The following is a 26,310-nucleotide window of genomic DNA, read 5'->3' on the forward strand; positions in this document are numbered from 1 at the left end:
CCCTAGGTTCCTAGGATGCCGTACGGGACATGGCGCAGCGGACTGCGACACGCCGGGGAGTGCCTACCAGGAACCGGCGGTGGGGCCGGCCGAGCCGCCGCGCCGCCGCAGGTACTTCTCGAACTCGCTGGCGATCTCGTCGCCGGTCAGCGGCTGGATGCCCTCGTCGCCGACCCGCTCCTCCAGCTCCCGCACGTACTCACCGAGCTCCGCGTCCTGCTCGGCGGCGGCTCGCACCCGCTTCTCCCACTCGTCCGCCTCCTCGGCCAGGTCGGTGATCGGCACCGGCAGGTCGAGCACGTCCTCCAGCCGGCTCAGCAGCGCCAGCGTCGCCTTCGGGCAGGGCGGGTTGTTCGCGTAGTGCGGCACGTGCACCCAGAACGACAGCGCCTCCAGCTCGGCCCGGCCGGCCGCCTCGTGCAGCACCCCGACGATCCCGGTCGGCCCGTCGTACCGGGTCGGCACCACCTTGTACTTGTCGGCGATGTCGTTGTCGCTGGCCGAGCCGCTGATCGGCAGCGGGCGCGTGTACGGCACGTCGGCGAGCAGGGCGCCCAGCAGCACGATCCGGTTGACCTCGAGGCTGTGGCAGACCTCGAGGACCTGCTCGCAGAACGTCCGCCAGCGCATGCTCGGCTCGATGCCGCGGATCAGCACCACATCCCGGTCGGCGCCGGGCGGGCTCGCCACGGTGAAGCGGGTGGTCGGCCACTCGATCTTGCGGGTCTCGCCCTCGGCCATGGTGATGGTCGGCCGGCTCACCTGAAAGTCGTAGAAGTCCTCAGGGTCGATGGTGGTGATCTCCCGGGCCTGCCAGACCTGCTCGAGGTGTTCCACGGCCGCGGTGGAAGCGTCCGCAGCGTCGTTCCAGCCCTCGAAGGCGGCGATGGCCACAGGGGAGCGAAGCAGCGGGAGGCCGTCGAACTCAGTCATGCCTGACAGCCTACGTGCGCCCCGCCTGCACCACTCGGCGGCCGCGCCACCCCCGCCCCCCATGGGCGGAGATCACCCCAACAAACCGCGGCAAATCAGACGCGAACCACGATCGGGCCAGCCATCGTTCACGCGGCCGTGAAAGGATCACCGGGAACCGGCGCGGAGGGGGCACGACGTGGACGCGAGCCACGTGGCGGACGAGCTCGAAGCGGTGATCCTCACCGAGGACCAGATCCTGGCCCGGGTCGCCGCGCTGGCCGGGGAGCTGCATCGGGAACTCGCCGGGCGTACACCCGTGCTGGTCGGAGTCTTGGGTGGCGCAGCCACTTTCACGGTCGATCTCGCGAGGGCCTATCCCGACCAGGTCGAGATCGGCTGGATGGCGATCAAGTCCTACGGCACGCACAACCGCGCGTCCGGCTCGGTCCGCCTGCTGAAGGACCTGGACGTCGACATCGCCGGCCGCGACGTGGTCATCGTCGACGGCGTGATCGACACCGGCCTCACGATGAGCTGGCTGATCAGCAACCTGGCCCAGCGCCACCCCGCGACGATCGCGGTCTGCGCGCTGCTCCGCAAGCCCGACGTGGCCCGCTTCGCCGACACCCCGACGCACATCGGCTTCGACGTCGGCCCGGGCCTGATCGTCGGCTACGGCCTGGATCACCAGGGCAAATACCGCAACTTGCGCTGCGCGGCCGTCCTTGCTGCCGAAAAACCATCGGGGAGTACGAGGCTGACGCCGTCCCCGACCGCATAACGGCCGCCCTCGCCGTGGCGCATCGGCTGGGTGCAGCTCACCCTCCGCGCGCGGCTGCCGGGCTGTCCTGCATGGTCAGAGCAGCCGCTCCATCACGGCCACATCGCTCAGCAGGTCGAACCCGTTCCGCGCGTACAACGCGATGGCCTGCGTGTTGGCGGTCTCCGTGCGCAGCGACAGCCGATGCGCGCCGGCCGCCCGCGCGTCGTCGGCGACGTGGGTGAGCAGTGCCCGGGCCACGCCGTGCCGCCGCATGTCCGGCGCCACATACAGGTCCCGCACCAGCCAGACGGTCCGCAGGGTCAGCGCCGCCGGCACCACCGCGGTCGAGCAGATGCCGATCGCCCGGTCCCCGCGGCCGGCCGCATAGATCCGCCCCTTCCCGGACAGCACCAGCTCCCGCATCCACGAGGTCACGGCCTCCGGCGCGGGGTTCGCCCCGTAGTGCTGGCGGTATTCGTCGAAGAGGGCCGCCGCCCCCGCGAGCAGCGGGTCCCCCAGCGCGGTGAGGCACACCACCCGCAGCCCGCCGCCCGCCAGCCCCTGGCTCACCGGCTCCCGGCCCGCCTGCCCCTGGCCGACCGGCTCCCGGCCCGCCTGCCCCTGGCCGACCGGCTCCCGGCCCGCCTGCCCCTGGCTCACCGGCTCCCGGCCCGACGGCTGGCCCGCCTGCGCCCGGCCTGCAGGCTGACCCGCCCGCTCTCCAGGCGGCCTCGTGATGTGCTCGCCAGCCATAGCGCCATAATTCCGGTCACCGGCGTAAAGGACCGCAAAAACCCGCATACTGCAACGGTGACCACCGCCCGAGCCCGATCGCCGCACCTCGACGAGGTTCTCGGCCCGGCCGACGACACCGTGACGTTCTTCCAGCCCCGCGCCATGGTCTTCGTGACGATGCTCTGGGTGATCGCCGCCGTCTGGGTGACCGCCCTCGCCCTGCACCTGCTGATCAGGTACGCGATCGGCGACGCCCCGTCGAGCAACGCCATCGTCACCTACCTGGAGGCGGCCCTGATCGTCCCGGTGGTGCTGGCCGCCCTCATCCTGCTGCTGGCCTGGCAGCGCCTGGGCTGGTTGCACAGCTCCATGCACGGCCTGGACTTCGCCGCCACCGGCCGCAAACCGGTCCACCTGCCCTGGGCCGGCGTGGCCACGGTCGCGCTGCGCCGCTGGGGCCCCTTCACCGAGCTGGTGATCACCCCGGTCGCCGAGGACTTCGCCACGATCGGCGACGCCCCGGGCCGCCGCCCCCGCCTGCGCCGCCGCGGCGGAGAGGTCTCCTACCTGGTCGACGTGGGCCTCATGTCCCCCGGCCCGGAGGTCCTGCTGGCCGAACTGCACCGCCGCCTCCCCACCAAGGTCTGACCCGACCCGCATCAGAACCCGGCACTGCCCGAACCCTCGCCCAGCGAGATACTCACCGAGCGAGATACTCACCGAGCGAGATACTCGCCCAGCGAGATACTCGCCCAGCGAGATACTCGCCCAGCGAGATACTCGCCCAGCGAGATACTCGCCCAGCGAGATACTCGCCCGGCATCGGCGCGTCCTCCCGGGCGGCGACCAGGCAGTCCAGGTAGTACTCCCAGCCCGGGCCGATCTCCCCGGCCGCTGATGTGCTGGTCAGGTGCTGGGTGAAGCGCAGCTCGGTCACCCCCGCCGTCTCGGTCAGGGTCAGCTCGAGGCGCCAGCGGTCGCTCTCCTCGCCGGCCGAGACCGAGAGGCGGTTCGGGGCGTCGCAGGCGTCGATGGTGAAGTCCATCCAGTGCTTGCCCTCCTCGTGGGCCATCTGGACCTTGATGGTGCGGCCGGGCGCGGCGTCGCCCTCCCACGGGCCGAACCAGCGGGCGGTTCGGGCCGGGTCGGTGAGGCTGGCCCAGACGTCGTCGACGGGGGCGCGGAACGTGCGGGTGAGCACCAGGTCGTTGCCGAACAGGCGGCCGGTGGGGGTCGGGCTCATGCGGTCTCCCTTTTCGAACTCTTCGAACTCTTCGAGCTTGTCGAGCTTGTCTGATTTGTCGGGCTTGTCGAGCGTGAAGAAGGCTGGGCGCGCCGCTCGCGCCGGGTGCGGTAGACCTCGGTCTCCAGCGCGTCCAGCCGGTGCTGCCAGCCGGCCGGCCCGGTCAGCCGGGTCAGCCAGCCGGCCAGCTCGGCGAGCGGGGCAGTGACCAACTCGTAGACCCGGCGGCGGCCGTCGGCGGTGTCGCGGACCAGCCCGGCCTCGCGCAGCACGCGCAGGTGCCGGCTGACCGCGGGCCGGCTGATCGCGAACCGGTCGGCGATCTGCCCGGCCGACAGCGGCTCGCCGCGCAGCATCAGCAGGATCTCCCGCCGCACCGGATCGGCGATCGCGCCGGCCACCTCGTCCACGCCGGGAAGCGTAACCAACGTGTTACGCGTCAGGCAACAGCCCGACTAGCATTGCCGCATGCTGTTGGGGGTGCGCGACGCGCCGCCGGCCGGGACGCGGGTCGAACGAGCTCCGGCCGAGTCGCTCGCGGGCGCGCTCCTGGGCTACCGCGGCTACCGGGAGTCGGCCACGGTGCCAGCCGAGCGTTGGGAGACCCCGTCCGGGGAGGTCATCCTGGTCGTCGGCCTGGCGGATCCGTTCCTGGCCCAGGCGTACGCGGGCGCCGGGCGGCCGGCGCCGTTCGGTTCGTTCGTCGTGGGTCTGCACGAGCGGCCGGTGCACACCGTGTACGAGGGCCGGCAGATCGGCGTTCAGGTGCGCCTCAGCCCGCAGACCGCCGCCGTGCTCCTGGGCGTGGCGATGCACGAACTGACCAATCGGGTGGTCGGCCTGCGCGATCTGATCGGCGCCGAGGCCGGGCGGTGGCGGGCCGTGCTGGGGGCCGCGGAAGGCTGGGAGCAGCGATTCGCCGCGTTGGACGAGGTCCTCGGCGAGCGGCTGCGAAGGGCGGGCGGCCGGTCGCCGGCCGTGCGGCAAGCGTGGGCCTCGCTGCGCCGGGCCGGTGGCGCCGTGCGCATCGGCGACCTGGTCGCCGAGGCCGGCTGCAGTCACCGGCACCTGACCAGGCTGTTCCGCCGCGAGGTGGGGCTCACCCCGAAGCGAGCGGCGCGCGTGTTGCGGTACGAGTCCGCGGCGCGGAGATTACGCGGTCATGCGGTTACTCCGGCGGTCGTCGCGGCCGAGTGCGGCTACACCGACCAGGCGCACTTGACGCGCGAGTTCCGCCGGTTCTCCGGCATCACGCCGGGTCAATTTTCGACAAGACCCTGACCGCCCGGTCCCGTTACCGTCCGGGGCCGAAGGGGGTGGTCGAGATGTACGACCCGGCGAGGGGATATCCGGTCGTGGTGCCCTGCGTCCTGTACGACGATCCGGTGGCCGCGGCGGAGTGGCTCACGACTGTTCTACTGATGCGGCCGGTGGTCCGCGCGGCGCTGCCGGACGGCTGGGTCGGGCACGTCGAGCTCGCGCGCGGCGGATCCATCGTCCTGCTGGCCCGTAAGGGCGGTATGTTCGCCGGCTCCACCAGCGTGACCCAGGTGTTCGTGGACGATGTCGTGGCCGCCTGCGGACGGGCCGCCGAGGCCGGCGGTACGGTGCTCGAAGAACCGCGAGAACGACCGTGGGGTGTGCGCGAAGCCGTTCTGGCCGACCCCGAGGGGCAGACGTGGGTGGTTTGCGAGCACCTCCGGGACACCGACCCGGCCGACTGGTACGGCACCGTTTGGGCCGGCTATTTCCCGTACGGCGGAAGTGGTTTTCCGAAAGTGACCGGCACGCCGGGGGAGTAGAGGACGCTGACCGGCGGCTCGGTGAAGCGCGGCAGGCCGGTGGCCGGAATCAGGGAGTCGTCGAGGGAGAGCAGCTCGGCGCGGTGCAGTGGCCATTGTGGATGCTCGTTGGGGAGGTGGATCGTGCGGCCCCAGGCGCGCGTGTGCAGGCCCCATCGGGCGGTGACGAAATGCTCCAGCGGGGTCGGTTCCGCAATGGTGTCGCCGACGCGCACGGAAAGCGACGAGGCGGCGCCGCGCGGGCCCGGCCAGCGGCGCCGGGACGTGTAGGTGAGGACGTTTCCCGCGCGGTTCATCCGCATCCGCGCCCACATGTACGGCAATTGCAGCCACGCCCGGGCGGTGAGGACCGGCAGCAGGCGCTCGGCGTCCAGCGACAGGAAGACGACGGCGCGGTGGCCGTTCTCGTCGACGCTGTAGAGGCGCACATTGGTCTCGTGGAACGTGCCGAGATACGGCACGCCGGGGCCGCTCAGGAAGCCGACCCCCACCATCCGGAAGGCGATCAGGCCGACGTACGTGACGCCGTCGAGCACGTCGGGCCGGCACCCGGCCGGCAGCAGCGGGGCGACCAGCGCCGGGTCGGCCGGCCAGTGCAGGAAGGTCAGGTCGGTCCAGCGCTGCACCAGCAGGGACCGGCGCACCGAGCGCGGCGTGGTGGGGGTGATCTCTTCGACCCGCATGGCACGAAGTTACGCCCTTCGGTCACGGGCCGAGATCCCAGAGCAGGCGGTAGTACGCGATCCGCTCCGGGTCCGGGTCGATGCCGTACGTGGCGAAGAACAGCGGCTCCCAGCCGGGCCCGTAGTTCCAGTCCAGGCTCCACGAGCCGACGGCCAGGTCGGCCCAGCGGTCGGCGACGCCCATCGTGGCCAGGTCGACGTGGCCGGACCAGCGGCCGTCGTCGCCGATCAGGGTGTTCGGGGCACACGGGTCGCCGTGGCAGACGACCAGCCGGTCGATCGGCGGGGGCGTGGTGGCCCGCCGCCAGGCCTCCTCGATCGGGAGGTCGCGGTGGATCGGGTCGGCGCCGCTGAGGTCGCGGGGGCTCAGCGAGAGGCGGTGCTCGACGCCCCAGTCGAAGGGACATTCGTCGAGCGGGAGCGTCTCGTGGAGCTTTTTCAGCCCGTACGCGATCGCTTGGACCGCTTTTTCGGGGTTTTTCCGCCAGAAAGGGTCGACGGCCGAGCGGCCCGGGAGCGCCTCGGTGATGAGCCAGAAGCCGGTGTCGTCCTCGCCCTCGCCGACCACCCGGGGGACGGGGGTGTAGCGGGCGGCCCAGCGCAGGCGCTCCGCCTCCTGGCGCAGGGGGAGGCCGCTGCCCGCGGGGGCAAATTTCATGAAAAGTCCGGCGATCTCGTAGGTCAGACCGCCGAGTTGATTGATCCAGACCTGGCGAAGCGGGCGACCGGCGGCCACCCGGGAAACGGCGGCCGGAACGGGGGACGGCGAAGGCGGCTGCACGATGAGCAACTCTGCCACTTGCGTCACAGGCCGCCCCGGAGACCCGACCGGCCGGGGAGAATTGGCGGTGATGAACGCACAACATCCCGCCGCGGTGCTCTTCGACATGGACGGCACGCTGGTGGACAGCGAGAAGGTCTGGGAGATCGCCCTGCACGAGCTCGCCGCCTGGGCCGGCGGCACGCTCTCGCCGGAGGCCCGTGCCGCGATGGTCGGCGGCAGCATGGCCACCAGCATGCGGATCTTCCGGGAGGATCTGGGCCAGCCCGACCGTCCCGAGGAGCCCGACGTCGAGTGGCTGACCACCCGGGTGTTCAACCTGTTCCGCGAGGGCCTGGTCTGGCGGCCGGGCGCCGCCGAGCTGCTGCGCGCGGTGCGGCTGGCCGGCCTGCCCACCGCGCTGGTCACCTCGACCGGCCGGCAGCTGGTCGAGGCCGCGCTCGACACGCTGGGCCGGGAGAACTTCGACGTCGTGGTCTGCGGCGACGAGGTCGGCATGCCCAAACCCGACCCGGAGCCGTATCGGACGGCCGCCACCCTGCTCGGCGTCCGGATCGAGGACTGCGTCGCGATCGAGGACTCGCCGACCGGCGTGGCCAGCGCGGTCGCCTCGGGGGCGGTCGTGCTGGCCGTGCCGGCCGAGCTGGAGCTGCCGCCGACCGACGGGGTCCATCTGCGCCGCTCGCTGGTCGGGGTGGACCCCACCTACCTGGCCAATCTATTGATCACTCAGCGGCTATTGCCGTCAGAACGTTGATCCGCGCCGCCCGGATCGAGGGCAGCACCGCGGCGAGGACCCCGACCAGGGCGGCCAGCACCAGGTAGAGAGCCATCCCGCCGCACGGCACACCAGCTTGTCGATGCCGTCGCCGTGCAGGGCGTGCACCACCGCGGTGCCCAGCCCGGCGCCGACGGCGCGTGCCGCCGTCGTGCTGTTCATCGCTCGCTGCCCCTTTGTGGTCCGGCCGGGCATGCGCCCGGCCGGCAGGGACCAGTGTTTCGGCCGTACGGGCGCGGGACGTCCGTCCGAGGTCGGAGGCAGACGCGGAGATTTCGGTACGGGGATAGCCCCACCCGGCCTCAGGGACGACCCTGAGATGTCACCGTGACGCTTGACTGACGTCATCGATGACGTCATAGTGGTGGCATGGACCTGACGCCCTACCTCGAGACCCTCCGGGCCGACCTGGCCGCCGCCGCGGCGCCCGGTGGGCCGGAGACCACGCGCGCCGCCGAGATGCTCGGTCACGCGCTGGAGTCGTCGGCCCGGCTGGCGCTGCTCGAGGCGCTCTCCGACGCGGCCGCCGAGATCACCACCCGGCTCTCCGACGCCACCGTCGAGGTGCGCCTCCGCGGCCGCTCGGCCGACCTGGTGGTCACCGAGGTCGACGAGCCGGTTTCGGTCGAGCCGGCCGCGCCCGCCGTGCCGCCGGCGGTCGACGGGGGCGACCTGACCCGGCTCACCCTGCGCATGCCCGAGGCGCTCAAGACCCACGTCGAGCAGATCGCCGCGGCCGAGGGCATCTCCGTCAACGCGTGGCTGGTCCGCGCGGTCACCGCGGCGGTCAGCTACCCGCCGCTTCCCCCCACCCCGCCGCCGACGCCTCCGAAAGGTCGTCCCGGCAAGCAGATCAAGGGCTACTTCCAGGCATAAAGGAGATCATCATGTACGAGTTCGACCGCTCCACCCCCGTCACGGTCGTGCTGCGCGCGCACGGCGGCGCCGTCGAGATCGTGGCCGAGGAGCGCCTCACCGCGTCGGTCGACGTCCAGCCGATGGGCGGCAACGGGGCCGACGCCGCACAGCACACCCGGGTCCTGCTGGAGGACGACACGCTGCTCGTCCAGGTGCCCGGCGCCGAGGCCTGGTCCTGGCGGCGCAGCCCGAAACTGCGGATCACCGTACGGGTCCCGGCCGGCAGCTCGCTGGCCGGCAAGACCGCCTCGGCCGACGTGCGGGCGCTGGGCGTCTTCGGCGACGTGCGGCTCGACGTGGCCTCCGCCGACGTCGAGCTGGGTTCGGCGACCGGGGACGTCTCGCTGGAGGCGGCCAGCGGCGACCTGACCGTGGGACAGGTCGGCGGCTCGCTGCGGGCCAAGTCGTCCTCGGGCGACCTGCGCATCGGTGACGTCACCCATGACGTCAACGCCGAGTCGGCGAGCGGCAACATCCGCACCGGCACGGTCGGCGGCTCGGCCCGCGCCCACACCGCGAGCGGCGACATCGAGATCGGCTCGCTCCGCCAGGGCACGGCCGACATCCGCTCCGCCTCCGGCGACATCACGGTCGGCGTGGCGGCCGGCTCCGCGGTCTGGATGGACGTGAACACCAGCTCCGGCAAGTCCATCACCGACCTGACCGCCCGCGGCGAGACCCCGCCCACCGACACCCCCGCCGAGCTGGAACTGCGCGTCCGCACCGCGAGTGGCGACATCCGCGTCCACCGGGCCGCGTCCGCCCGCCCCGCCGCGGCCGCCTGATGTTACCGCTGTTCAGCCGGCTGATGCTGCCGGCGTTCAGCCGGCTGCTGATCCTGCACCTGCGTATCCAGGCCACTGCCATGAAAGAGGGTTCCTGATGCAACCCGACCAAGTCCTCGGCCTCGAGTTGTGCGCCCGGCGCGTGCGCCAGCACCTCCCGGCCGAAACCCACACCCGCGCCGGCCGGCGCACCCCGCCGGAGTGGCCCCGGAACCGAGGCCCGACCGCCGACCCCCGGCGTCGCTGACGGCGCCATCGGCGAAAGCCCGGTGCACCCCACCGGGCTTTCGCCGTGCGCGCGTGACGCGTCCGGAACGAGGCGCCGAATTCCCGCCCGGCTTCGGGCCGGCAACTAACGCTGCGGCCCGTCGCTCATCGGCGCCCCGGCGTCCAGGTCGCCGAGATCGGCTGCCCCCATCACGGCTGCCGTCTTCTTCCGGCCGTTGAGAGCCAGGAACAGCAGGAAGAACGCGGCGAGCCCGGCCAGCAGCCCGATCGAGTACCACCCGAAGGCGTCGCCCTGGTGCGGGTCGAACAGGCCGGTCACCGCGGCGCCGCCGATGGCGCCGACCACGGTCGCGATGTCGGTCACGGCCGTCTTCCTGGTCCGCACCAGACTTCGGTACGTGAGGTAGCCGACCGTGACGCCGAAGCAGCAGGCGCCCACCGACATGACCATGAGTTACTCCTGTCCGGCCACCGACGGCCGCAGAGTGAGGTTGGCGAAGCTGTATGCGGTGTACGCGAGTCCGATGACGTTGCCCCGTGCCAGCATCGCCCAGCGGGTCGCGTGCAAGGCGACCCCCAGCGACTGCCCGTCGAGCAGGCCGGCCAGCAGTTCCTCCATCACCCGTCCGGCCAGTCCCTGCTCGACCGTGATCTCGGTGCCGACCACTCCCGAGGCACCCGCCCATTCGGTGAAAGCCGGCACAAAAGCGTTCAGTGTCCCGCTGGTCGCTTCGGCCGTGTGGCAGCCGTTGAGCAGGACGAGCGGGCGGCGGGACGACCAGTGCGGATCGGGCCACACGGTGCGGGCCCACATGGTGATGTCGAGCGGCTGCACGGTGTATCCGCCCAGGTCGAGGTAGCGGTCGGCGGCCGCGCCCGGGCTGCGCCGGTCGTATCCGCAGTGGCAGTAGAAGTAGACGACATCCATTGCCTCCGGACCGAGCAGGGCCGCGAGCTGTTCCGGACGGGCGGCCGGAGGCCGGCGCAGGGCCGGGTCGGGCAGGCGGGCTGAGAGCCGGGTGAAGTGCTGCTCGGTGAGCTTCGCGTCGAGTGATCCGCCGACCGCGGCCAGCACCGTGACAGCGTCCCCGGCCGGCCCGACCACGGCCGCCAAGTCCCGTCCCACGGTCGGCGGCTGTTCGAGCAGGCAGGACAGACCCCAGAAACCGTACGGGCAGAGCACGTCGCCCCGGCCGCGGTGGGTGTCCTCGTGGGGGCACAGCGGCGGAATCGGTCCACTGTGGTTGCCGCCCGGCCCGAATTCCCGCACCGCCGGGCAGACCTGGTAGCGCTCCGGATCCGAGCCGACCGGCAGATCGTAGATCAGCGACCACAGCATGGCGTGCTCGTCGAAGCGGTCGTCGACGATCTGGATCACGGGTGGCCGGCCGCGCACCCGAGCCTCGTGACGGATCAACGCCGGCAGCGTGAAGGCGACGGTGTTGTCGCTGCCGGGCGGCCGGAACAGCGCCGTGTAGAGCTCGGCCCCTTCCCGGGCGAGACGACGAAGATCTTTCTCGTACGCGTCGTAGTCCTTGTCGAAAGCCTCGCGGCCGGCGCCGTACCGTGACAGCAAGGTGTCTCCGCGGCGTTCGAAGTGGCTGTTGAAAAGGGCCGTGCGGGCATTGAAGGCGGACGTGTCGGCCGCCCCCGCTCCGATCGCGAACGGGTTGTCCAGAAAGCCGGTGCCGTTCACCAGGACGCGTCCGGACCCGCCCGACGCCACCACCGAGGCGGTCCGCCCGGCCAGTTTGCCGAGGTCGTTGAAGCTGCTGGTGAGTCGTCCGGCAAGCCACGCGTGCGGGGCCCGCAACGGTTCCCCGGAGGGCAGGTGCAGGCGCACCGCCACGACGGCGGCGGCCTGGTGATAGACCACGAGCTCGCCGTCGACCGCCGCCGGCTCTTCCGGCGTACGCCAGGGAAAACGCACCCACCGCTGAGGGATGCACCCGACGTCGTGCGGTCCGTCGGGAGTGCAGCCGCAATGGAAGCTCTCGCCCGCGGGGCCGAGGAAGAACGGCACCGTCCGGGCACGGGTCTGACTGCCGAGAAACAGGACCGCTCGCAGCCAGAGGCCGCCATCCGGAAGTAGCTCGTCCGGCCACCGGGCCTCGGTGTCCGGCAGCAGACTGTCCGGCTGGTGCGGACCGATGTTGAGCAGCACCTCGTATTCGGTGGCCGGGAACAACCGGGACGCCGCCGTGTCCGCGCCGGCCCGAGCGACCAGCGTGTTGACCGATCGCGCCGGCGGCCCGGAGGCCGGCTCGTCAACCGGGGTGCCGCGCGTGCCCCAGGCTCCCGGATCGAGCAGCGGGCCGAGCCGCTCCTGCACCGCCGAGTGCCTGAGCAGCACCGCCAGTACCCGGGCAGTCGAGACCGGGTCCGCGTCGTCCAGGCCGGCCAGCGCATCCAGCAACCGCGGTTCGACATCGGCCCAGTCGTCGTCGACCAGCTCGGGCAGGTGCGGCCAGATCAGGTCGACCGCCCACCGCAGCCGGTCCGATTTGATCATTGCCTACGCGCCGGTCAGGGCGAACGCCGCCCACCAGAACGGATGGGCGAAGTCCCGGGCGTCGCCGCGGCGGATCACGGTGACGGTGAAGAACTCAGCCGCCGCCGATCCGCTCGCCCGCGAGGCGTCCAGGCCAGGCAGCTGCTGGTGGAAGTAGGCGGCCTTCTCGCCGTTGGTCGTGTCCCGCAGCCACCGTTGCGCCTGACGCAGGGCCGCCGCTGGGTCGCCGAGCTCGTGCCAGAGGGTGTGGAACCGTTCCATCAGCATCGCCGTCGCGACGTCACTGACCGTCCACAGCGAAGCGACGATCCCGGCGAATCCGGCCTGCAGCAAAGCCGTCGGCAGCGACACCGATTCGTCCGGGAGCGAGAGGCCGATCGCGCCGGTCTCGCAGGCCGAGAGGCAGGCGAGGCGGGCCGGCGGGAGGCGCCGGTCGAGCAGGTCACCGACCGAGAGCCACTGGTCGCCGGCCAGCAGCAGCCCGCTGCGCAGCGGGGCGGCCCAGTCGGTGCGGCCATGACAGGAGAGATGCACGACGCCCGATCCCGGCAGCCGGTCGAGGACCGCCTCGCGGGTCGCCTCGGTGCCGGTGAGCACCACCGGATCGGCGAACATCCCGGCCACGGCGGCTACCTCGATCGCCGCCGCGGGCAGGGGCGACGCGGTGACGGGGGCCGGTTCGGCCACCGCGAGCAGCGTACCGCCGGAGGCGCCCGGCACGCCCCGGCGAGCGATCGTCGCAACTCGGATCGAGGGGGCGTAGGAGAGAACCAGGTCGTCCAGCGCACAGCGGATGCCGGTTGGCGCGTCCGGGTCCTCGACCTGCGCGGCGTGCCACGGAAACAGCGCGAGCAGGCCGCCCGGGATGAGCGTGGCCGCGGTCGTGCCCCGCTCCCGCAGCAGGTCCAGCAGGGGACCCATCGCGCGCCGCCAGAGCTCCCGCCCGGTGCTCTCGAGCGCGTCGAACCAGCGGTCACGGCCCTTCCCCGGGTCGTCGATCCAGCCCGCGTAGGCCGCGGTCCAGCCGTCCGGGCCGATGAGCAGGTCGCGGACGGTGACGGCGTCCAACTGGTCCAGCCACACCGCCTCCACCGCGGGCTGCGCCGCCTCGGGCTGGGCGGCCGCGGGCTGGGCGGCCGCGGGCTGGGCGGCCGCGGGCTGGGCGGCCGGGGTGAGCAGCAGGGCGACGCCGCCGTCCCGCGTGCTGATCAGGTAGACCACCGGCGGACCGCCCGCCCCGGCCAGCCAGCCGGCGATGTCGGCCCACGTCGGCGCGACCAGGAACCTCTCGTAGCCGGGCACCGCGCGAACCGCGGTGACCGCCCGCCGGTGGCTGTCCCGGGCCTGCCTGGCCCGATCGCCCGGGTCGCCGCCGGACCGTTCCAGCGCCTCGATCCGGTCCAGCTCGCGCACTGACCCGGTGTACTGCCGGAAGATCTCCGGATGGTCCTGCCAGAGTCGGTCGAGCTCGGCCCGGTCGCGGCCGAGCACGCCGCCCAGCGCCCGTGCCCGCGACCGTTCCAGCAGCGCGACCGCGTCGCCCGGACGGCCGGCCTGGGCGAGCGCGTAGCCGGCCAGCAGCCCGGCGTGCGCGATGCGGGCCAGCGCGCTGTCCCGGTGGGCCAGGGTCAGCTGCGTCTCGTAGAGCTCGTCGAACGATCGCATGGCCCGCTCCAGGGCCTCGGCCGCGCCGGCCCAGTCGTCCTGCAGCGAGAGCAGCTCGCCGAGGCCGGCCGCGGCGATCGCCGTCCGCTCGGCCGAGACCCCGTCCCGGCCGAGGATCGCGGTGTAGCACCGGGTGGCCGCCGTGGCGTCGGCCGGCTCGGCACTCTCCCCGAAGCGCAACCGGTGCGCGTCGCCCAGGGTGAGCTGCTGCCAGACCAGCTCGGCCGGCGGCAGGTGCGGCGCCTGCTCCGCCGCCGAGGCGGCGGCGACCGCTGCCGCCAGGTCGTCGGACGAGTGGCCGGTCGCCTGATGCCGCTGCATCAGCGTTCCGGCGAGTTCGAGCTGCGCCGCGACCCAGCTCAGCGAACGTGGCTGGGGAACGTCGAGGGCGGCCCGCAAGGCGTCGACCGCGGCGGTCAGGTCTCCGGTGTCGTTGGTGATGCGGTGCCGGAGACTGAGAGTGGCGGCCAGGTCGCCGTGCCACCGCACCCACTTGGCGGTGCCCGCACCGACGGTGGCGAGCGCCTGGCGCCGCAGCGCGAGGGACTCCTCCACCGCGGTCAGATCGAAACTGTCGGCGTACCGCAGGTCGAGGGCCCCGCTGAGGGTCGCGGCCAGGTCGCCGGCACCGGCCGAACCGTCCGCCACGACCGCGAGTGCATCCCGTAGCGACTCGATTGCGGCATCGAGGTCGGCGTAGTCACCGGTGATGTGATAGCGGGTGATCAGTGTCTCGCCGAGTGCACCGATGGCCGTCGCCCGATGCTGTGCGTCGGCGGTCCGCACCGCCTCGCGCAGGCAGTCCAGCGCCAGCTCGATGTCGGCCGGCGCGGCGGTGCCCGCGTAGCGGGTCCGCTGGACCAGGCCGACCTGGATGAGCGCCGGCACCCGCTGCCGGGAGCCCGTCGGCAGCTCGGCCAGCAGCTGCTGGCCGAGCTCGGCGGCGGCATCCAGGTCGGTCGGGTCGGCGGCGGCCTGGAACCGGTTCTTGAGGAGCCCGACCAACCCGTTCGTGGCCACCAGCCAGGCCGTCGACCCCCGCGGTGCCCGCGCGGCCGCCGCCCGGTAAGCGGTGATCCCGGCCTCCAGGTCGGCCGTGTCGCCGAACCGGTCGGCCAGCAGCCCGAGCGCGCTCCCGAGATTGACCTGGGCGTTCGTCCACGCCGGCGACCCGGGCGGCAATGCCCGCAGAGCCTGCCGCTGGGCGCTGACCGCGTCCAGCAGGTCCTGCCGGTCGCCTCGGAGCTGGAACCGGTTGTTCAGAGCGTTGCCGAGGTTGGACATCCACCGTGCCCACGACTCACTGCCGGGGGTGCCGGTCGCGACGGCAGCCCGCTGCGCGGCGACCGAGTTGTCGAGATCGGCCGGGTCGTGGCCGAACTCGAAGCGCGCCCGCAGCGCGATGCCCAGGTTGGCGGCGGCGTCGGCCCGGCTCTGCGGGCTACCCGCCGAGCGGGCCTGCCGGCCCAGACACTCGACCGCCTCGTCGAGCGCGGCCGGATCGCCGGCCGCCTGATGACGCTTGTAGAGCGCGAGTCCGTAGTTGTTCCGGATGATGTCGCTGGTTTCCCGGTCCAGCTGACCGCCCTCGGCCGCCTGCTGGTACGCCGCGATGGCGAGATCCAGATCGGAAAGCCGGCCGGTCTCTTCGAACAGGTGCAGGGCCGCCAGGGCCAGATCGGCGGAGACCGAGTCGCGGATCGGCCCGCATTCCGGCATCTCGAGCGCGGCGACCAGGCAGGTGACGGCGGCGGTCAGATCGTCGATGCCGCCACCGGCCACGTAGCGGGCGTCGAACGCGTTTCCGAGCTGCACCCGGGTGTCCATCAGGGTCAGCGGGTGGGCCTGCACGCCAGGCGTCTGAAATACCTGGATCCACTTCTCGACCGCGACCGACCAGGCCGCCAGGGAGCCGGTCTGCTGGGCATTCGCACTGGCCGCGACGGCGACGTCGTAGGCCCGCAAGGGAAGCGTCATGCCACACCCCGTTCGAGCATGGAACCTTCGAGCACGTGTTCTTTCAGCACGGACCGATGGATCGAGCGTGGCACCCCCGCTCGCGGCGGACATCGCCTGAACCGGTAGTGCCGAGGTCCGATGGCCGACACGTCAGGCAACGGGAACGGACCGGCCGCCGCGGTTCCTGGGCCGGCCGCCGCACCCCGAAGCCCGACGGCCGGAACGCCCCTTGCGGTGCGGGCGGCTCATCCGCGCCGCCCGGACCGCTGGCCGGCTGCTGGCCAAACCCGGCGACCCCGAGCCCTCGGCATCGGCGATGAGAACCTGGAGCGCGCGTGGGCCATGCCGCGCGTGGGCGTGGGCGTGGCGCGCGCGGGGCGTGGGCGTGGCGCGCGGGGGCGTGGCGCGCGGGGGGCGTGGCGCGCGGGGGCGTGGCGCGCGGGGGCGTGGCGTGGCACTGGGGTTCGGGGTGCCGGCCCGGCCTGTGGCCGCCGTCGCCTGCGGCTGCCCGGGCTGGTCAGGCGCCGGGTTTGACGAGGCCGGTCTCGTAGGCGAGGACGACCGCCTGGGTGCGGTCGCGCAGGCGCAGCTTGGTCAGCACGTGGCCGACGTGGGTCTTGACCGTGGTGTCGCTGACCTGCAACGCCGCGGCGATCTCGGCGTTGGAGTGACCGCGGGCCACGTGGACGAGGACCTCGCGTTCCCGGTCGGTCAGCGTGTCGAGCTTGGCGGTCACGGTCGTCTCCGGGGCGGGCAGCGCCTCGGCCACCCGGGTGAGGATGCGGGCCAGCACACCCGGGCTGATCACCGCGCCGCCCGCCGCCACCGCCCGCACGGCCGAGACGACCTCCGCGGGTGGTGCGTCCTTGCACACGAACCCGGCGGCCCCCGCGGCGATCGCCCCCAGCACCTGCTCGTCGGCGTCGTGCGCGGTCAGGATCAGCACCCGCACCGGCAGCCTCGCCGACGTGACCGCCCGCGCGACCGCGAGCCCGTCCAGCCGGGACAGCGGTATTTCGGCGATCAGCACGTCGGGCAGCAGCCGCCGGGCCAATTCGACCGCCTCGGCGCCGTCCCCCGTCTCGCCCATGACGACGATCTCCGGTCCGCCGCCGTCCGCGTGCGTCGCCAGAACCATACGCAGGCCGGAGCGGTGCATCGGCGCCGGGTCGGCCAGCAGCACCCGCAACGGCCGCTCGCCCCTCGTCCCGCTCACCGCGCGCCTCGCCCCCTCAGCCTCGCCCTCTCGGTCCCGCCTCTCGGTCCCGCCTCTCGGTCCCGCCTCTCGGCTCCGCGTGTCGGCCCCGCCTCCGGTCCCGCCTGGCGTCACCCTAGGCGATCGTCGTCGGCGGGGGTGAGGTCGACGCTGACCGGCTCGTCGGCCGGGAACGGCGGTGGCGTGCCGCCGAACTCGGGGCACAGAGCCCGGTGGCTGCACCAACCGCAGAGCCGGCTGGGTTTGGGGCGGAAGTCCTGCTCGCGTTTGGCCCGCTCGATCGCCTCGGACAGGGCGACCAGGGTGCGCTCGAAGCGCTCCAGCTCGTCGGCGTCGGGGCTGTAGTCGCAGACCTCGGCATCCTTCAGGTAGAGCAGGCGCAGCACCCGCGGGACGACGCCCCGGGTGCGCCACAGGACCAGGGCGTAGAACTTCAGCTGGAACAACGCCCGGCCCTCGAACGCCTCGCGCGGGGCGCCGCCGGTCTTGTAGTCGACCACCCGCAGGTCGCCGGCGGGGGAGACGTCGAGCCGGTCGATGTAGCCGCGGATCAGCAGCGTGTCGTCGACCATCGTGGAGATCAGCGCCTCGCGCTCGGCCGGTTCGAGGCGCCGCGGGTCCTCCACCGCGAAGTAGCCGTCGAGCAGGGCGGTGGCGCTGCCCAGGAACGCCGCCAGCCGGGCCGCCTCGTCGACGGCCGGCACGTCGATCAGCGCCGGCTGCCCGGTGGCATCCGCCTCGGCGAGCAGGGCGGCGGGGTCAAGGCGGGGCTGAAGGGCGTCACCGGCGGCCGCAAGGCGCGGCTGGGGGGCAGCCGCGCCCAGACTGAGGGCGGCGGAGGGCGCGCCGAGTGCGGGGGCGGTGGCGTCGACGGGCGCGTCGGGCGCTGGGCCGGCGGCGTCGAGGGGCGCGCCGGGGGCGCGGGTCGGGCGTCGCGGGGCGGTGGCGGCGGCGAAGATGGCGGCCAGCTCGGGTTCGGCCTCGAGGAGCGCGGCCCAGGAGGGCTCGACCAGGGCGGCGGCCGCGGTCGGCGTGCGCTCGGCGGCGGGCAGGTCGAAGAGGCGTTCCAGGACGGCGTGGACCAGGGTGCCTCGTACCTGATCGGCCGTCGGCTGCTCTTGAAGTTTGTCTATGGTGCGGAAACGGAACAGCAGCGGGCAGGTCTTGAAGTCGGCCGCGCGGGACGGCGACAGCGAGGGGCCGGCGAAGGGGAGGGCGGAGCTTGCCGGAGAGCCGGGGGCCGTCTGTGCCGTCATGCCAAGAAGGCTAGGGCAGGGGTACGACGAAACGGCATGGCGACCCGGCGGCGGCGGGTCCGTAGCATCGTCGGCGTGGAGCAGAGCATGTCGCGGCCCCAGCGGCCCGGCCGGCGTGGGCGGCCGGTCGGTCACGTGCTGGGCATCCCGATCTTTGTGAACGGGTCGATGCTGTTGCTCGCGGCGCTGGTCACGGCCGTCTACGGCAACTATGTGCGGGCCGAGCTGAGCCTGCCCGAGCCGTGGGGCTACCTGCTCGGGCTGTGCTTCGTGGCCTGCCTGCTGGGCTCGGTGCTGCTGCACGAGCTCGGCCACGCGCTGACCGCCCGCAAATTCGGCATCGGCGTGCGCGGCATCACCCTGGAGCTGCTCGGCGGCTGGACGGAGATGGACCGGGACGCCCCCAGCCCGCGGGTGGACGCCCTGGTCAGCCTGGCCGGGCCGGCCGTGTCGCTGGTGCTCGGCGGGATCGCCACGGCGGCCGCCGTGGCGCTGCCCGACCGGACCGCGGCCGGGCAGATCGCGTTCCAGCTGGCCGCCAGCAACGTGCTGGTCGCGGTCTTCAACGTGCTGCCGGGGCTGCCGCTGGACGGCGGCCGGGCGCTGCGGGCCGGGCTCTGGGCGCTGCTCAAGGACCGGAACACGGCGACCGAGGCGGCCGCCTGGTCCGGCCGGATCCTCGCGTTCGCCTGCATGGTCGCCGCCCTGTGGCTGTACCGGCTGCAGACGCTCACCCTGTTCGGGCTGTTGTTCGTGCTGCTGGTGGTGTTCACCCTGTGGCAGGGGGCCGGGCAGTCGATCCGGCTGGCCCGGATGACCCGCCGGTTCCCGCAGGTCGACCTGGCCCGGCTGGCCCGCCCGCTGCTGACCGTGCCGGCCGGCACCCCGCTCGGCGAGGCCCAGCGCCGGCGCTCGGAGGACCCGCGGCCGAACGTGGTGCTGGCCGTCTCCGACTCGGCCGGTAATCTCACCGCACTGGTCGACCCGGTGGCCGCCGAGCGCGTCCCGGTCGACCGTCGCCCGTGGGTGGCCGTGGACTCCGTGTCCCGGTCGCGCGAGGCGGTGCCCGCGCTGCCGCTCGGGCTGACCGGGGAGCAGGTGGTGCGCGCGCTGCAGGCCCACCCGGCCGGGCAGTACGTGGTCACCTCGGGCGAGGATGTGGTGGGCGTGCTCCGCGTCGGCGACGTCGCCGAGGTGCTGGAGCCGCGCCGCCCGCGCCGGCCGTGAGACGAGATCAGAGAGAAGCAGAGTGACCAACTTCCACCCGGGCGACCGGGTCCAGCTCACCGACCCCAAGGGGCGGATGCACACGATCGTGCTGGAACCCGGCAAGTCGTACCATACCCATCGGGGCGCCCTGGAGCACGACGAGCTGATCGGCCTGCCCGAGGGCAGCGTGGTGACCTCGGCCGGCGGCACGCCGTACCTGGCGCTGCGGCCGCTGCTGAGCGACTACGTGCTGTCCATGCCGCGCGGCGCCCAGGTGATCTACCCGAAGGACGCGGCGCAGATCGTCGCGATGGGCGACATCTTCCCGGGGGCGAAGGTTCTCGAGGCCGGGGTCGGCTCGGGCGCGCTGACCTGTTCGCTGCTGCGGGCGGTGGGTGATCACGGCGAGCTGCACTCGTACGAGCTGCGGGAGGATTTCGCGGCGATCGCCCGGAAGAACGTCGAGGCGTTCCTCGGCGGCCCGCAGAAGGCCTGGACCCTGCACGTCGGCGACGTGGCGGACAACCCGGAGACCGGTTTCGACCGGATCGTGCTGGACATGCTGACCCCGTGGGAGGCGCTCGACATGGTCGAGCGGTCGATCGTCCCGGGCGGCGTCTTCGTCGGCTACGTGGCCACCACCCCGCAGCTGTCCGAGCTGGTCGAGGCGCTGCGCGAGCGGGGCGGCTGGACCGAGCCGCGGGCCTGGGAGTCGCTGGTCCGCGACTGGCACGCCGAGGGCCTGGCGGTGCGCCCCGACCACCGGATGATCGCGCACACCGCGTTCCTGGTCTCGGCCCGCAAGCTGGCGCCGGGGGTGAACGCGCCACCGCGCCGGCGGAAACCGAGCAAGGGCGCCGAGGCGTACGCGCTGCGCAAGGCCACCCAGGCCGCGCTCGCCGCCGCGAAGGCCCCGGAAACGGGCGAAACGGATCGATGACGTTACCCGGCCGAGCGATGTGACTACGCCCGGTCCGGTCGGGTAGCTTCCTTGGGGGCAGCTCGGCAGGGCAGGAGGATCGGGTGGGCACGATGAGTTCTCCACCGTTCGGTGGCAGCAACGAGATGCCGGCGGTGTTCCCCGACTGGTCGCCGTACCAGGACCTGGACTCCGCCGCCCGGGCCTACCTGCGCGACCCCGAGGTCGCGCTGGACGCGCTGTTCGGCGTGCTCCGCGGTGCCTCGGTGCTGTGCTTCACCCTGGAGCGCTTCGTCAACGAGGTGAACGGCGTCTGGCAGGAGGTCGTCATCTGCGACGGCAGCCGCCTGGTGCTCTGGCACGGGGAGGACGTGGCGCCCGGCGACGGCCCGGTCGGCTCGATGACCTCGTCGCTGCGGGTGGTGCCGCTCTCCACGGTCACCGAGGTGGGCTGCCGGCGCCGGCTCACCCGCACCTCCAACGGCCAGGCCCGGGTCGACAGCATCGACGTCTACCTGCTGCTCAGCTCGATCGACGACGCGGTGCCGCCGCCCGGGCTGGACGAGGGCGAGGGCCGGCCGACGGTCCGGCACGACGCGCTGCGCTTCGGCAAGACGCTCGACGACGGCGGTCCGGGGCAGATTGCCCGGCTTGAGGAGTTTTCCAGGGTTGTGGCGTCTTTGGTGGGCCGGCCGACTTTGTAAAGCCCCGCGTCGCCGTTGTGACATTTACCGCCAACTCGGGCCGGGCCGCATTGCTTGGCGCGGGGAAAACGCGTACGGCAGAAGGGGTTTGTCAGTCGGCGTCCGGACCGGCGATCTCGACCTCGTCCGGCGCCCGCAGAACGTGGAAGCTCTCCCCGGGGCTGTCTCCGCGGCGTCGACCAGCTCGAGCCGGAGACGGGCCGGTACCACCATGCGCTCTCCGGGGATCGCAGCAGCTCACCGCCCGGATCCCCGGCGCGCTCCAAGATCTCCGGCGGGGAGCCCGCCGCCGGCGCGGAGATCCCGGCCCGGTCCGGCCCGCGACCGGCCGGCGACGGCCCGCGGCCCCACCACGAACCTCCCGGAAACGGTGCCGGACGACCGTACGGGATGCCACCGACAACCAACTTGCGCGTACTGACCGAATGGATCAAGACTCGGTGACGAGGGTGTTGCACCGGTCGAAATCCGGCCCGCAGCAGCTAGTGTTATCGCAAGACGTTCGAGCCCCCGGGGAGGTGGGACGTGGCACGTAGCGACGAGGCGGATTCACGCGCCGCACGTTGGGAGAAAGAGGCCAACGATCTCTCCAGCCAGGTCGCGTTCCTGCAGGAGGAACTGGCCCTGGTTAGGCGGAAGTTGACCGAGAGCCCACGACACGTCCGGCAGCTCGAGGAACGGCTCGCGGCAACGCAGGCGCAGCTGGCCCGAGTGACCGAGAACAACGACCGGCTCGTGGCGACCCTCAAGGAAGCCCGGGCCCAGATCGTCACTCTCAAGGAAGAGATTGACCGCCTTGCCCAGCCGCCCAGCGGCTACGGCGTATTCCTGACCGCCCACGAGGACGGCACGGTGGACGTGTTCACCGGCGGCCGCAAGCTTCGGGTGGCGGTCTCGCCGTCGCTCGAGGTGGAGGAGTTGCAGCGCGGGCAGGAGGTGCTGCTCAACGACGCGCTCAACGTCGTCGACGCGTTCGGCTTCGAGCGCAGCGGCGAGGTCGTGCTCCTCAAGGAGGTGCTGTCCGGCCCGCACGGCGAGATCGGCGACCGCGCCCTGGTCGTCTCGCACGCCGACGAGGAGCGGATCGTCTTCCTGGCCGACTCGCTGGACATCGCGAAACTCCGCGCCGGCGACTCGCTGATGATCGAGCCGCGCTCGGCGTACGCGTACGAGCGCATCCCGAAGAGCGAGGTCGAGGAGCTCGTGCTGGAGGAGGTCCCCGACGTCGGCTACGAGGACATCGGCGGCCTGCACGCCCAGATCGAGCAGATCCGCGACGCGGTGGAGCTGCCGTTCCTGCACGCCGACCTGTTCCGGGAGCACCAGCTGCGCCCGCCGAAGGGCATCCTGCTCTACGGCCCGCCCGGCTGCGGCAAGACCCTGATCGCCAAGGCGGTGGCCAACTCGCTGGCCAAGAAGATCGCCGAGCGCCGCGGCGAGGAGAAGCACACCAGCTACTTCCTCAACATCAAGGGCCCGGAACTGCTCAACAAGTACGTGGGTGAGACCGAGCGGCACATCCGCCTGGTCTTCCAGCGGGCCCGGGAGAAGGCCGGCGAGGGCACCCCGGTGATCGTGTTCTTCGACGAGATGGACTCGATCTTCCGGACCCGTGGCTCCGGCGTCTCCAGCGACGTGGAGAACACGATCGTTCCCCAGCTGCTCAGCGAGATCGACGGCGTCGAGGGCCTGGAGAACGTGATCGTGATCGGCGCCTCCAACCGGGAAGACATGATCGACCCGGCGATCCTGCGCCCCGGCCGGCTCGACGTGAAGATCAAGATCGAGCGGCCGGACGCGGAGGCGGCCAAGGACATCTTCGCCAAGTACATCCTGGCCGGCCTGCCGCTGTCCGAGGACGACCTGGTCGAGCACGGCCGAGACCGGGACGCCACGGTCGCCGCGATGATCGAGGCGGTCGTGCTGCGGATGTACACCGAGTCCGAGGAGAACCGCTTCCTGGAGGTCACCTACGCCAACGGTGACAAGGAGGTCCTGTACTTCAAGGACTTCAACTCCGGCGCGATGATCCAGAACATCGTGGACCGCGGCAAGAAGATGGCGATCAAGGAGTTCCTCACCTCCGGCAAGAAGGGGCTGCGCCTGCAGCACCTGCTGGACTCGTGCGTCGACGAGTTCCGGGAGAACGAGGACCTGCCGAACACGACCAACCCCGACGACTGGGCGCGCATCTCCGGCAAGAAGGGCGAGCGGATCGTCTACATCCGTACGCTCGTCTCCGGCGGCAAGGGCGCGGAGGCCGGCCGTTCCATCGAGACGGCGACCAACACCGGTCAGTACCTGTAAACAGATCGATCAGGACGCGGGCGGGGGTGACCCTCCGCCCGCGCTCTCGTTGCACCAGGCGTGACCGGTCCCACTCCCGTACGCCTGGCCTGGCTCGATGCGTTGCGCGGCTACGCCGCCCTGGTCGTCGTGGTGTTCCACCTGAGCCCGACGGTGCTCGGCAACGACCGGCACCTGGCCGTCTACCGGCACTTCGACCTGGGCAAGTACGGGGTGCTGCTGTTCTTCCTGGTGAGCGGCTACGTCATCCCGATGTCGCTGGAACGGCACGGCAGCCTGCGCCGGTTCTGGATCGGCCGGCTCTGCCGGATCTACCCCGCCTACCTGGCCGCGATCGCGCTCGTGCTGCTGCTGAGCGTGGCCGGCTGGCTGTCCTGGACGTCGAGCCTGCGCCACCAGACCGCCGCCGTCGTGCTGGCGCACGTGACGATGATGTCCGACCTGATCGGCGTCCGGGGAGCCGTCCGGGTGTTCTGGACCCTCTCCTACGAGATGACGTTCTATCTGGTCGTCTCCGGGCTGTTCGTGTGGCGGCTGCACCGGCACAGCGCCTGGTGGGCGGCCGGGCTCGCGCTGACCGCGCTGGTCGCCGGGGCGCGGCTGCCGGACGACCTGCTGGGCGCCACCTTCGACGCGCGCAAGGCCACGGCCGCGCTGCTCGTGGTGCTGGTCGGGCTCAGCATCCTGGCGTACCTCAAGGATCGGCTCGTGCCGGCCGCCGGCGCCGCCGGCATCGCCCTGGTCCTGCTGCCCGCGGTGAACGGCCACGCGACCCGGGAGAGCACCGTCATCGCCTCCTGGCAGGGCCTGTTGCTGCTGGCCGTCATGTTCGCCGGGACGGTCGTCTACCGCCGGCAGCACGGGCAGATCGGGCGCGGCGCGGCGACCGTGGCGCTGACCGTGGTCGCGCTGAGCGCGATCGGTGCGCATTGGACAAACCTGGGCAACCGCGCCGCGCTGCAGCTGTGGTCGGCCAACGTCGGCGCGGTCGCGGTCACGTTCCTCTTGGCGTACGCCATGCGAAACCGAACTGTGCCCTCCGTGTTCACGTGGCTCGGCCGGATCAGTTACTCGCTGTACCTGCTGCACGTGATCGTGCTGGTCGCGCTGCCGCACGTCGTCCCGGATGCCGGGACGCACGGCGTGTTGTTCCGCGCTGCCGTCGGGGTGGGATACCTCGCCGTGGCGCTGGGGACGGCGTGGCTCGCGTACCGGATGGTGGAACTGCCGGGCCAGCGACTGGCCCGGCGGCTGACCGCGCGGCTCGAGCCGCGCCCGGTCCCGGCAAGATCGTTGACCACCCAGCGTGCCGTGCCGCGCACGGGGCAGGGCGAGAACGAGCGGCAGAGCGTCTAGGCTCGATACATGAGCAGCAGCGTGGCGGGCGGGATGGTGGTCGCATGAGCGTACGACGGATCATGGGTACCGAGGTCGAGTACGGCATTTCGGTGCCCGGGCAGCCCGGCGCCAACCCGATGGTCACCTCCTCGCAGGTGGTGAACGCCTACGGCGCCCGTCCCGAGCTCAACCGCGGCGGCCGGGCCCGCTGGGACTACGAGGAGGAGTCGCCGCTGCGCGACGCTCGGGGGTTCACCTACTCCGGTGCCGCGTACGACCCGGCCGACGCCCTGGCGGACGAAGACCTCGGCCTGGCGAACGTGATACTGACCAACGGCGCCCGCCTCTACGTGGACCACGCGCACCCGGAGTACAGCACTCCCGAGTGCACCAACCCGCTCGACGTGGTCAAGTGGGACAAGGCCGGCGAGCTGGTCATGGCCGAGGCCTCGCGCCGCGCCGCGACCATCCCCGGCGCGCACCGCATCCAGCTCTACAAGAACAACACCGACAACAAGGGCGCGTCGTACGGGTCGCACGAGAACTACCTGATGCGCCGGCAGACCCCGTTCGCCGACATCGTCGCCCACCTGACCCCGTTCTTCGTCACCCGCCAGGTGTTCACCGGCGTGGGCCGGGTCGGCATCGGGCAGGACGGCTCGGGCGCGGGCTTCCAGCTCTCCTCCCGCGCCGACTTCTTCGAGGTCGAGGTCGGCCTGGAGACCACGCTCAAGCGCCCGATCATCAACACCCGGGACGAGCCGCACGCGGACGCCGACAAGTACCGCCGGCTCCACGTGATCATCGGCGACGCGAACCTGTCGGAGATCGCGTCCTACCTCAAGATGGGCACCACCTCGCTGGTCCTCGCCATGATCGAGGAGAAGGTGTTCACCGGCGAGCTGGGCATCGCCGACCCGGTCAGCGAGCTCAAGTCGGTCAGTCACGACCCGGCGCTGAAGCACCTGATCCGGCTGCGCGACGGCCGCAAGCTGACCGCGCTGGACCTGCAGTGGGCGTACTACGAGCGGGCCCGCGCGTTCGTCGAGGACCGGTACGGCGACGACGCCGACGAGCAGACGCTGGACGTGCTGGACCGCTGGGAGGACGTGCTCGACAAGCTCGGCCGCGACCCGATGCTCTGCTCCGACAGCCTCGACTGGGTGGCCAAGCTGCGGCTGCTCGAGGGCTACCGGGAGCGGGAGAACCTGGGCTGGTCGTCGCCCAAGCTCCAGTTGGTCGACCTGCAGTACGCGGACGTACGGCCGGAGAAGGGCCTCTACCACCGCCTGGTGGCCCGCGGCTCGATGCAGACCCTGCTCGACCCGGAGGAGACGCTGCGGGCCATGTACGAGCCGCCGGTCGACACCCGGGCGTACTTCCGCGGCCGGTGCCTGGCGCAGTACGCGTCCGAAGTGGTCGCGGCCAGCTGGGACTCGGTCATCTTCGACGTGGGGCGGGAGTCGCTCGTCCGGGTGCCGATGATGGAGCCGGAGCGCGGGACGAAGAAGCACGTCGGGGCGCTGTTCGACAAGTGCGAGAGCGCGAAGGACCTGCTGGAGGTCATCACCGGGCGCTGAGGGCTCGCTGAGAA

The 26,310-nt window shown here is 72.2% G+C and carries 24 protein-coding genes; 13 read left to right on the forward strand and 11 right to left on the reverse strand.

Annotation, left to right across the window (positions count from 1 at the left end; genetic code table 11):
• Positions 1 to 63 precede the first annotated feature (63 nt).
• The gene (locus tag IH26_RS0105925; RefSeq protein WP_030435081.1) at positions 64 to 933 is read right to left on the reverse strand and encodes a PAC2 family protein; all 870 of its coding nucleotides are present in this window, start codon (positions 931 to 933) and stop codon (positions 64 to 66) included.
• A gap of 178 nt (positions 934 to 1,111) precedes the next feature.
• Here IH26_RS0105925 and IH26_RS0105930 point away from each other — a divergent pair, with 178 nt between their 5' ends.
• On the forward strand, positions 1,112 to 1,696 hold the full coding sequence (locus IH26_RS0105930; protein ID WP_030435082.1) for a phosphoribosyltransferase: 585 nt from the start codon (positions 1,112 to 1,114) through the stop codon (positions 1,694 to 1,696).
• Between the two features lie 75 nt (positions 1,697 to 1,771).
• On the opposite strand, the gene IH26_RS63820 is transcribed toward IH26_RS0105930, so the two are convergent.
• Entirely contained in the window at positions 1,772 to 2,338 is a 567-nt protein-coding gene (locus tag IH26_RS63820; protein WP_051807601.1) for a GNAT family N-acetyltransferase, read from the reverse strand.
• A 150-nt stretch (positions 2,339 to 2,488) separates the two neighbouring features.
• Between IH26_RS63820 and IH26_RS0105940 the strand changes: the two genes are divergently transcribed.
• On the forward strand, positions 2,489 to 3,061 hold the full coding sequence (locus IH26_RS0105940; protein WP_030435084.1) for a hypothetical protein: 573 nt from the start codon (positions 2,489 to 2,491) through the stop codon (positions 3,059 to 3,061).
• A gap of 52 nt (positions 3,062 to 3,113) precedes the next feature.
• Here IH26_RS0105940 and IH26_RS0105945 read toward each other — a convergent pair whose 3' ends face one another.
• A complete protein-coding gene (locus IH26_RS0105945; protein ID WP_084598657.1) occupies positions 3,114 to 3,656 on the reverse strand; it encodes an SRPBCC family protein in 543 nt (180 codons plus the stop codon).
• The gene (locus IH26_RS0105950; protein WP_051807603.1) at positions 3,653 to 4,066 is read right to left on the reverse strand and encodes a metalloregulator ArsR/SmtB family transcription factor; all 414 of its coding nucleotides are present in this window, start codon (positions 4,064 to 4,066) and stop codon (positions 3,653 to 3,655) included. Before IH26_RS0105950 ends, IH26_RS0105945 begins: the two co-directional genes overlap by 4 nt.
• A 58-nt stretch (positions 4,067 to 4,124) precedes the next feature.
• Between IH26_RS0105950 and IH26_RS0105955 the strand changes: the two genes are divergently transcribed.
• Positions 4,125 to 4,937 carry a helix-turn-helix transcriptional regulator gene (locus IH26_RS0105955; RefSeq protein WP_051807605.1) on the forward strand — a complete coding sequence of 271 codons (813 nt, stop codon included), beginning with the start codon at positions 4,125 to 4,127 and terminating at the stop codon, positions 4,935 to 4,937.
• 44 nt (positions 4,938 to 4,981) lie between these two features.
• Positions 4,982 to 5,458, forward strand: coding sequence for a VOC family protein (locus IH26_RS55570; protein WP_051807607.1), 477 nt, complete (start codon positions 4,982 to 4,984; stop codon positions 5,456 to 5,458).
• On the opposite strand, the gene IH26_RS0105965 is transcribed toward IH26_RS55570, so the two are convergent.
• Positions 5,401 to 6,141 (reverse strand): YqjF family protein, encoded by a 741-nt coding sequence (locus IH26_RS0105965; protein ID WP_030435089.1) that lies wholly within the window; start codon positions 6,139 to 6,141, stop codon positions 5,401 to 5,403. The two genes, IH26_RS55570 and IH26_RS0105965, sit on opposite strands and share 58 nt — an antisense overlap.
• 22 nt (positions 6,142 to 6,163) lie before the next feature.
• Positions 6,164 to 6,940: an aminoglycoside 3'-phosphotransferase gene (locus IH26_RS0105970; RefSeq protein WP_245664946.1), complete on the reverse strand. Its 777-nt coding sequence runs from the start codon at positions 6,938 to 6,940 to the stop codon at positions 6,164 to 6,166.
• A gap of 52 nt (positions 6,941 to 6,992) precedes the next feature.
• On the opposite strand from IH26_RS0105970, the gene IH26_RS0105975 reads away from it, so the two are divergent.
• The 3 genes from IH26_RS0105975 to IH26_RS0105985 all read left to right on the forward strand — a co-directional run bounded on the left by IH26_RS0105975 (position 6,993) and on the right by IH26_RS0105985 (position 9,403).
• Positions 6,993 to 7,679 carry an HAD family hydrolase gene (locus IH26_RS0105975; protein WP_030435091.1) on the forward strand — a complete coding sequence of 229 codons (687 nt, stop codon included), beginning with the start codon at positions 6,993 to 6,995 and terminating at the stop codon, positions 7,677 to 7,679.
• A 390-nt stretch (positions 7,680 to 8,069) separates the two neighbouring features.
• Complete coding sequence (locus IH26_RS0105980; protein ID WP_030435092.1) at positions 8,070 to 8,576, forward strand: hypothetical protein; 507 nt, start codon at positions 8,070 to 8,072, stop codon at positions 8,574 to 8,576.
• 11 nt (positions 8,577 to 8,587) lie between these two features.
• Positions 8,588 to 9,403 carry a DUF4097 family beta strand repeat-containing protein gene (locus IH26_RS0105985; RefSeq protein WP_030435093.1) on the forward strand — a complete coding sequence of 272 codons (816 nt, stop codon included), beginning with the start codon at positions 8,588 to 8,590 and terminating at the stop codon, positions 9,401 to 9,403.
• 352 nt (positions 9,404 to 9,755) lie between these two features.
• Here IH26_RS0105985 and IH26_RS0105995 read toward each other — a convergent pair whose 3' ends face one another.
• From IH26_RS0105995 to IH26_RS0106015, 5 genes are all read right to left on the reverse strand, one after another.
• Entirely contained in the window at positions 9,756 to 10,082 is a 327-nt protein-coding gene (locus tag IH26_RS0105995; RefSeq protein WP_030435094.1) for a hypothetical protein, read from the reverse strand.
• 3 nt (positions 10,083 to 10,085) lie between these two features.
• Positions 10,086 to 12,143: a CHAT domain-containing protein gene (locus IH26_RS0106000; protein WP_030435095.1), complete on the reverse strand. Its 2,058-nt coding sequence runs from the start codon at positions 12,141 to 12,143 to the stop codon at positions 10,086 to 10,088.
• 3 nt (positions 12,144 to 12,146) lie between these two features.
• The gene (locus tag IH26_RS0106005) at positions 12,147 to 15,785 is read right to left on the reverse strand and encodes a CHAT domain-containing protein (protein ID WP_030435096.1); all 3,639 of its coding nucleotides are present in this window, start codon (positions 15,783 to 15,785) and stop codon (positions 12,147 to 12,149) included.
• 499 nt (positions 15,786 to 16,284) lie between these two features.
• Complete coding sequence (locus IH26_RS0106010) at positions 16,285 to 16,983, reverse strand: LuxR C-terminal-related transcriptional regulator (protein WP_030435097.1); 699 nt, start codon at positions 16,981 to 16,983, stop codon at positions 16,285 to 16,287.
• Positions 16,984 to 17,093: 110 nt separating this feature from the next.
• Positions 17,094 to 18,239: a PD-(D/E)XK nuclease family protein gene (locus IH26_RS0106015; RefSeq protein ID WP_030435098.1), complete on the reverse strand. Its 1,146-nt coding sequence runs from the start codon at positions 18,237 to 18,239 to the stop codon at positions 17,094 to 17,096.
• Between the two features lie 75 nt (positions 18,240 to 18,314).
• On the opposite strand from IH26_RS0106015, the gene IH26_RS0106020 reads away from it, so the two are divergent.
• From IH26_RS0106020 to dop, 6 genes are all read left to right on the forward strand, one after another.
• On the forward strand, positions 18,315 to 19,466 hold the full coding sequence (locus IH26_RS0106020) for a site-2 protease family protein (RefSeq protein ID WP_425394365.1): 1,152 nt from the start codon (positions 18,315 to 18,317) through the stop codon (positions 19,464 to 19,466).
• 22 nt (positions 19,467 to 19,488) lie between these two features.
• Positions 19,489 to 20,388: a tRNA (adenine-N1)-methyltransferase gene (locus IH26_RS0106025; RefSeq protein ID WP_034213902.1), complete on the forward strand. Its 900-nt coding sequence runs from the start codon at positions 19,489 to 19,491 to the stop codon at positions 20,386 to 20,388.
• A gap of 92 nt (positions 20,389 to 20,480) precedes the next feature.
• Entirely contained in the window at positions 20,481 to 21,071 is a 591-nt protein-coding gene (locus IH26_RS0106030; protein ID WP_030435101.1) for a hypothetical protein, read from the forward strand.
• A gap of 525 nt (positions 21,072 to 21,596) precedes the next feature.
• On the forward strand, positions 21,597 to 23,378 hold the full coding sequence (gene arc / locus IH26_RS0106035) for a proteasome ATPase (RefSeq protein ID WP_030435102.1): 1,782 nt from the start codon (positions 21,597 to 21,599) through the stop codon (positions 23,376 to 23,378).
• A gap of 60 nt (positions 23,379 to 23,438) precedes the next feature.
• Positions 23,439 to 24,734, forward strand: a complete 1,296-nt coding sequence (locus tag IH26_RS0106040) for an acyltransferase family protein (protein WP_051807609.1) — start codon at positions 23,439 to 23,441, stop codon at positions 24,732 to 24,734.
• A 44-nt stretch (positions 24,735 to 24,778) separates the two neighbouring features.
• On the forward strand, positions 24,779 to 26,296 hold the full coding sequence (gene dop / locus IH26_RS0106045; RefSeq protein ID WP_034213906.1) for a depupylase/deamidase Dop: 1,518 nt from the start codon (positions 24,779 to 24,781) through the stop codon (positions 26,294 to 26,296).
• The last annotated feature ends 14 nt before the right edge of the window (positions 26,297 to 26,310 follow it).

The sequence above is a fragment of the Actinoplanes subtropicus genome, assembly GCF_000721705.1.
Lineage (GTDB): Bacteria > Actinomycetota > Actinomycetes > Mycobacteriales > Micromonosporaceae > Actinoplanes > Actinoplanes subtropicus.

Coding starts and splice junctions, on each gene's coding strand:
- IH26_RS0105925 (WP_030435081.1), bottom strand. CDS start 933: ATGACTGAGTTCGACGGCCTCCCGCTGCTTCGCTCCCCTGTGGCCATC.
- IH26_RS0105945 (WP_084598657.1), bottom strand. CDS start 3,656: ATGAGCCCGACCCCCACCGGCCGCCTGTTCGGCAACGACCTGGTGCTC.
- IH26_RS0105955 (WP_051807605.1), top strand. CDS start 4,125: ATGCTGTTGGGGGTGCGCGACGCGCCGCCGGCCGGGACGCGGGTCGAA.
- IH26_RS55570 (WP_051807607.1), top strand. CDS start 4,982: ATGTACGACCCGGCGAGGGGATATCCGGTCGTGGTGCCCTGCGTCCTG.
- IH26_RS0105965 (WP_030435089.1), bottom strand. CDS start 6,141: ATGCGGGTCGAAGAGATCACCCCCACCACGCCGCGCTCGGTGCGCCGG.
- IH26_RS0105975 (WP_030435091.1), top strand. CDS start 6,993: ATGAACGCACAACATCCCGCCGCGGTGCTCTTCGACATGGACGGCACG.
- IH26_RS0105980 (WP_030435092.1), top strand. CDS start 8,070: ATGGACCTGACGCCCTACCTCGAGACCCTCCGGGCCGACCTGGCCGCC.
- IH26_RS0105985 (WP_030435093.1), top strand. CDS start 8,588: ATGTACGAGTTCGACCGCTCCACCCCCGTCACGGTCGTGCTGCGCGCG.
- IH26_RS0105995 (WP_030435094.1), bottom strand. CDS start 10,082: ATGGTCATGTCGGTGGGCGCCTGCTGCTTCGGCGTCACGGTCGGCTAC.
- IH26_RS0106000 (WP_030435095.1), bottom strand. CDS start 12,143: ATGATCAAATCGGACCGGCTGCGGTGGGCGGTCGACCTGATCTGGCCG.
- IH26_RS0106005 (WP_030435096.1), bottom strand. CDS start 15,785: ATGACGCTTCCCTTGCGGGCCTACGACGTCGCCGTCGCGGCCAGTGCG.
- IH26_RS0106015 (WP_030435098.1), bottom strand. CDS start 18,239: ATGACGGCACAGACGGCCCCCGGCTCTCCGGCAAGCTCCGCCCTCCCC.
- IH26_RS0106030 (WP_030435101.1), top strand. CDS start 20,481: ATGAGTTCTCCACCGTTCGGTGGCAGCAACGAGATGCCGGCGGTGTTC.
- dop (WP_034213906.1), top strand. CDS start 24,779: ATGAGCGTACGACGGATCATGGGTACCGAGGTCGAGTACGGCATTTCG.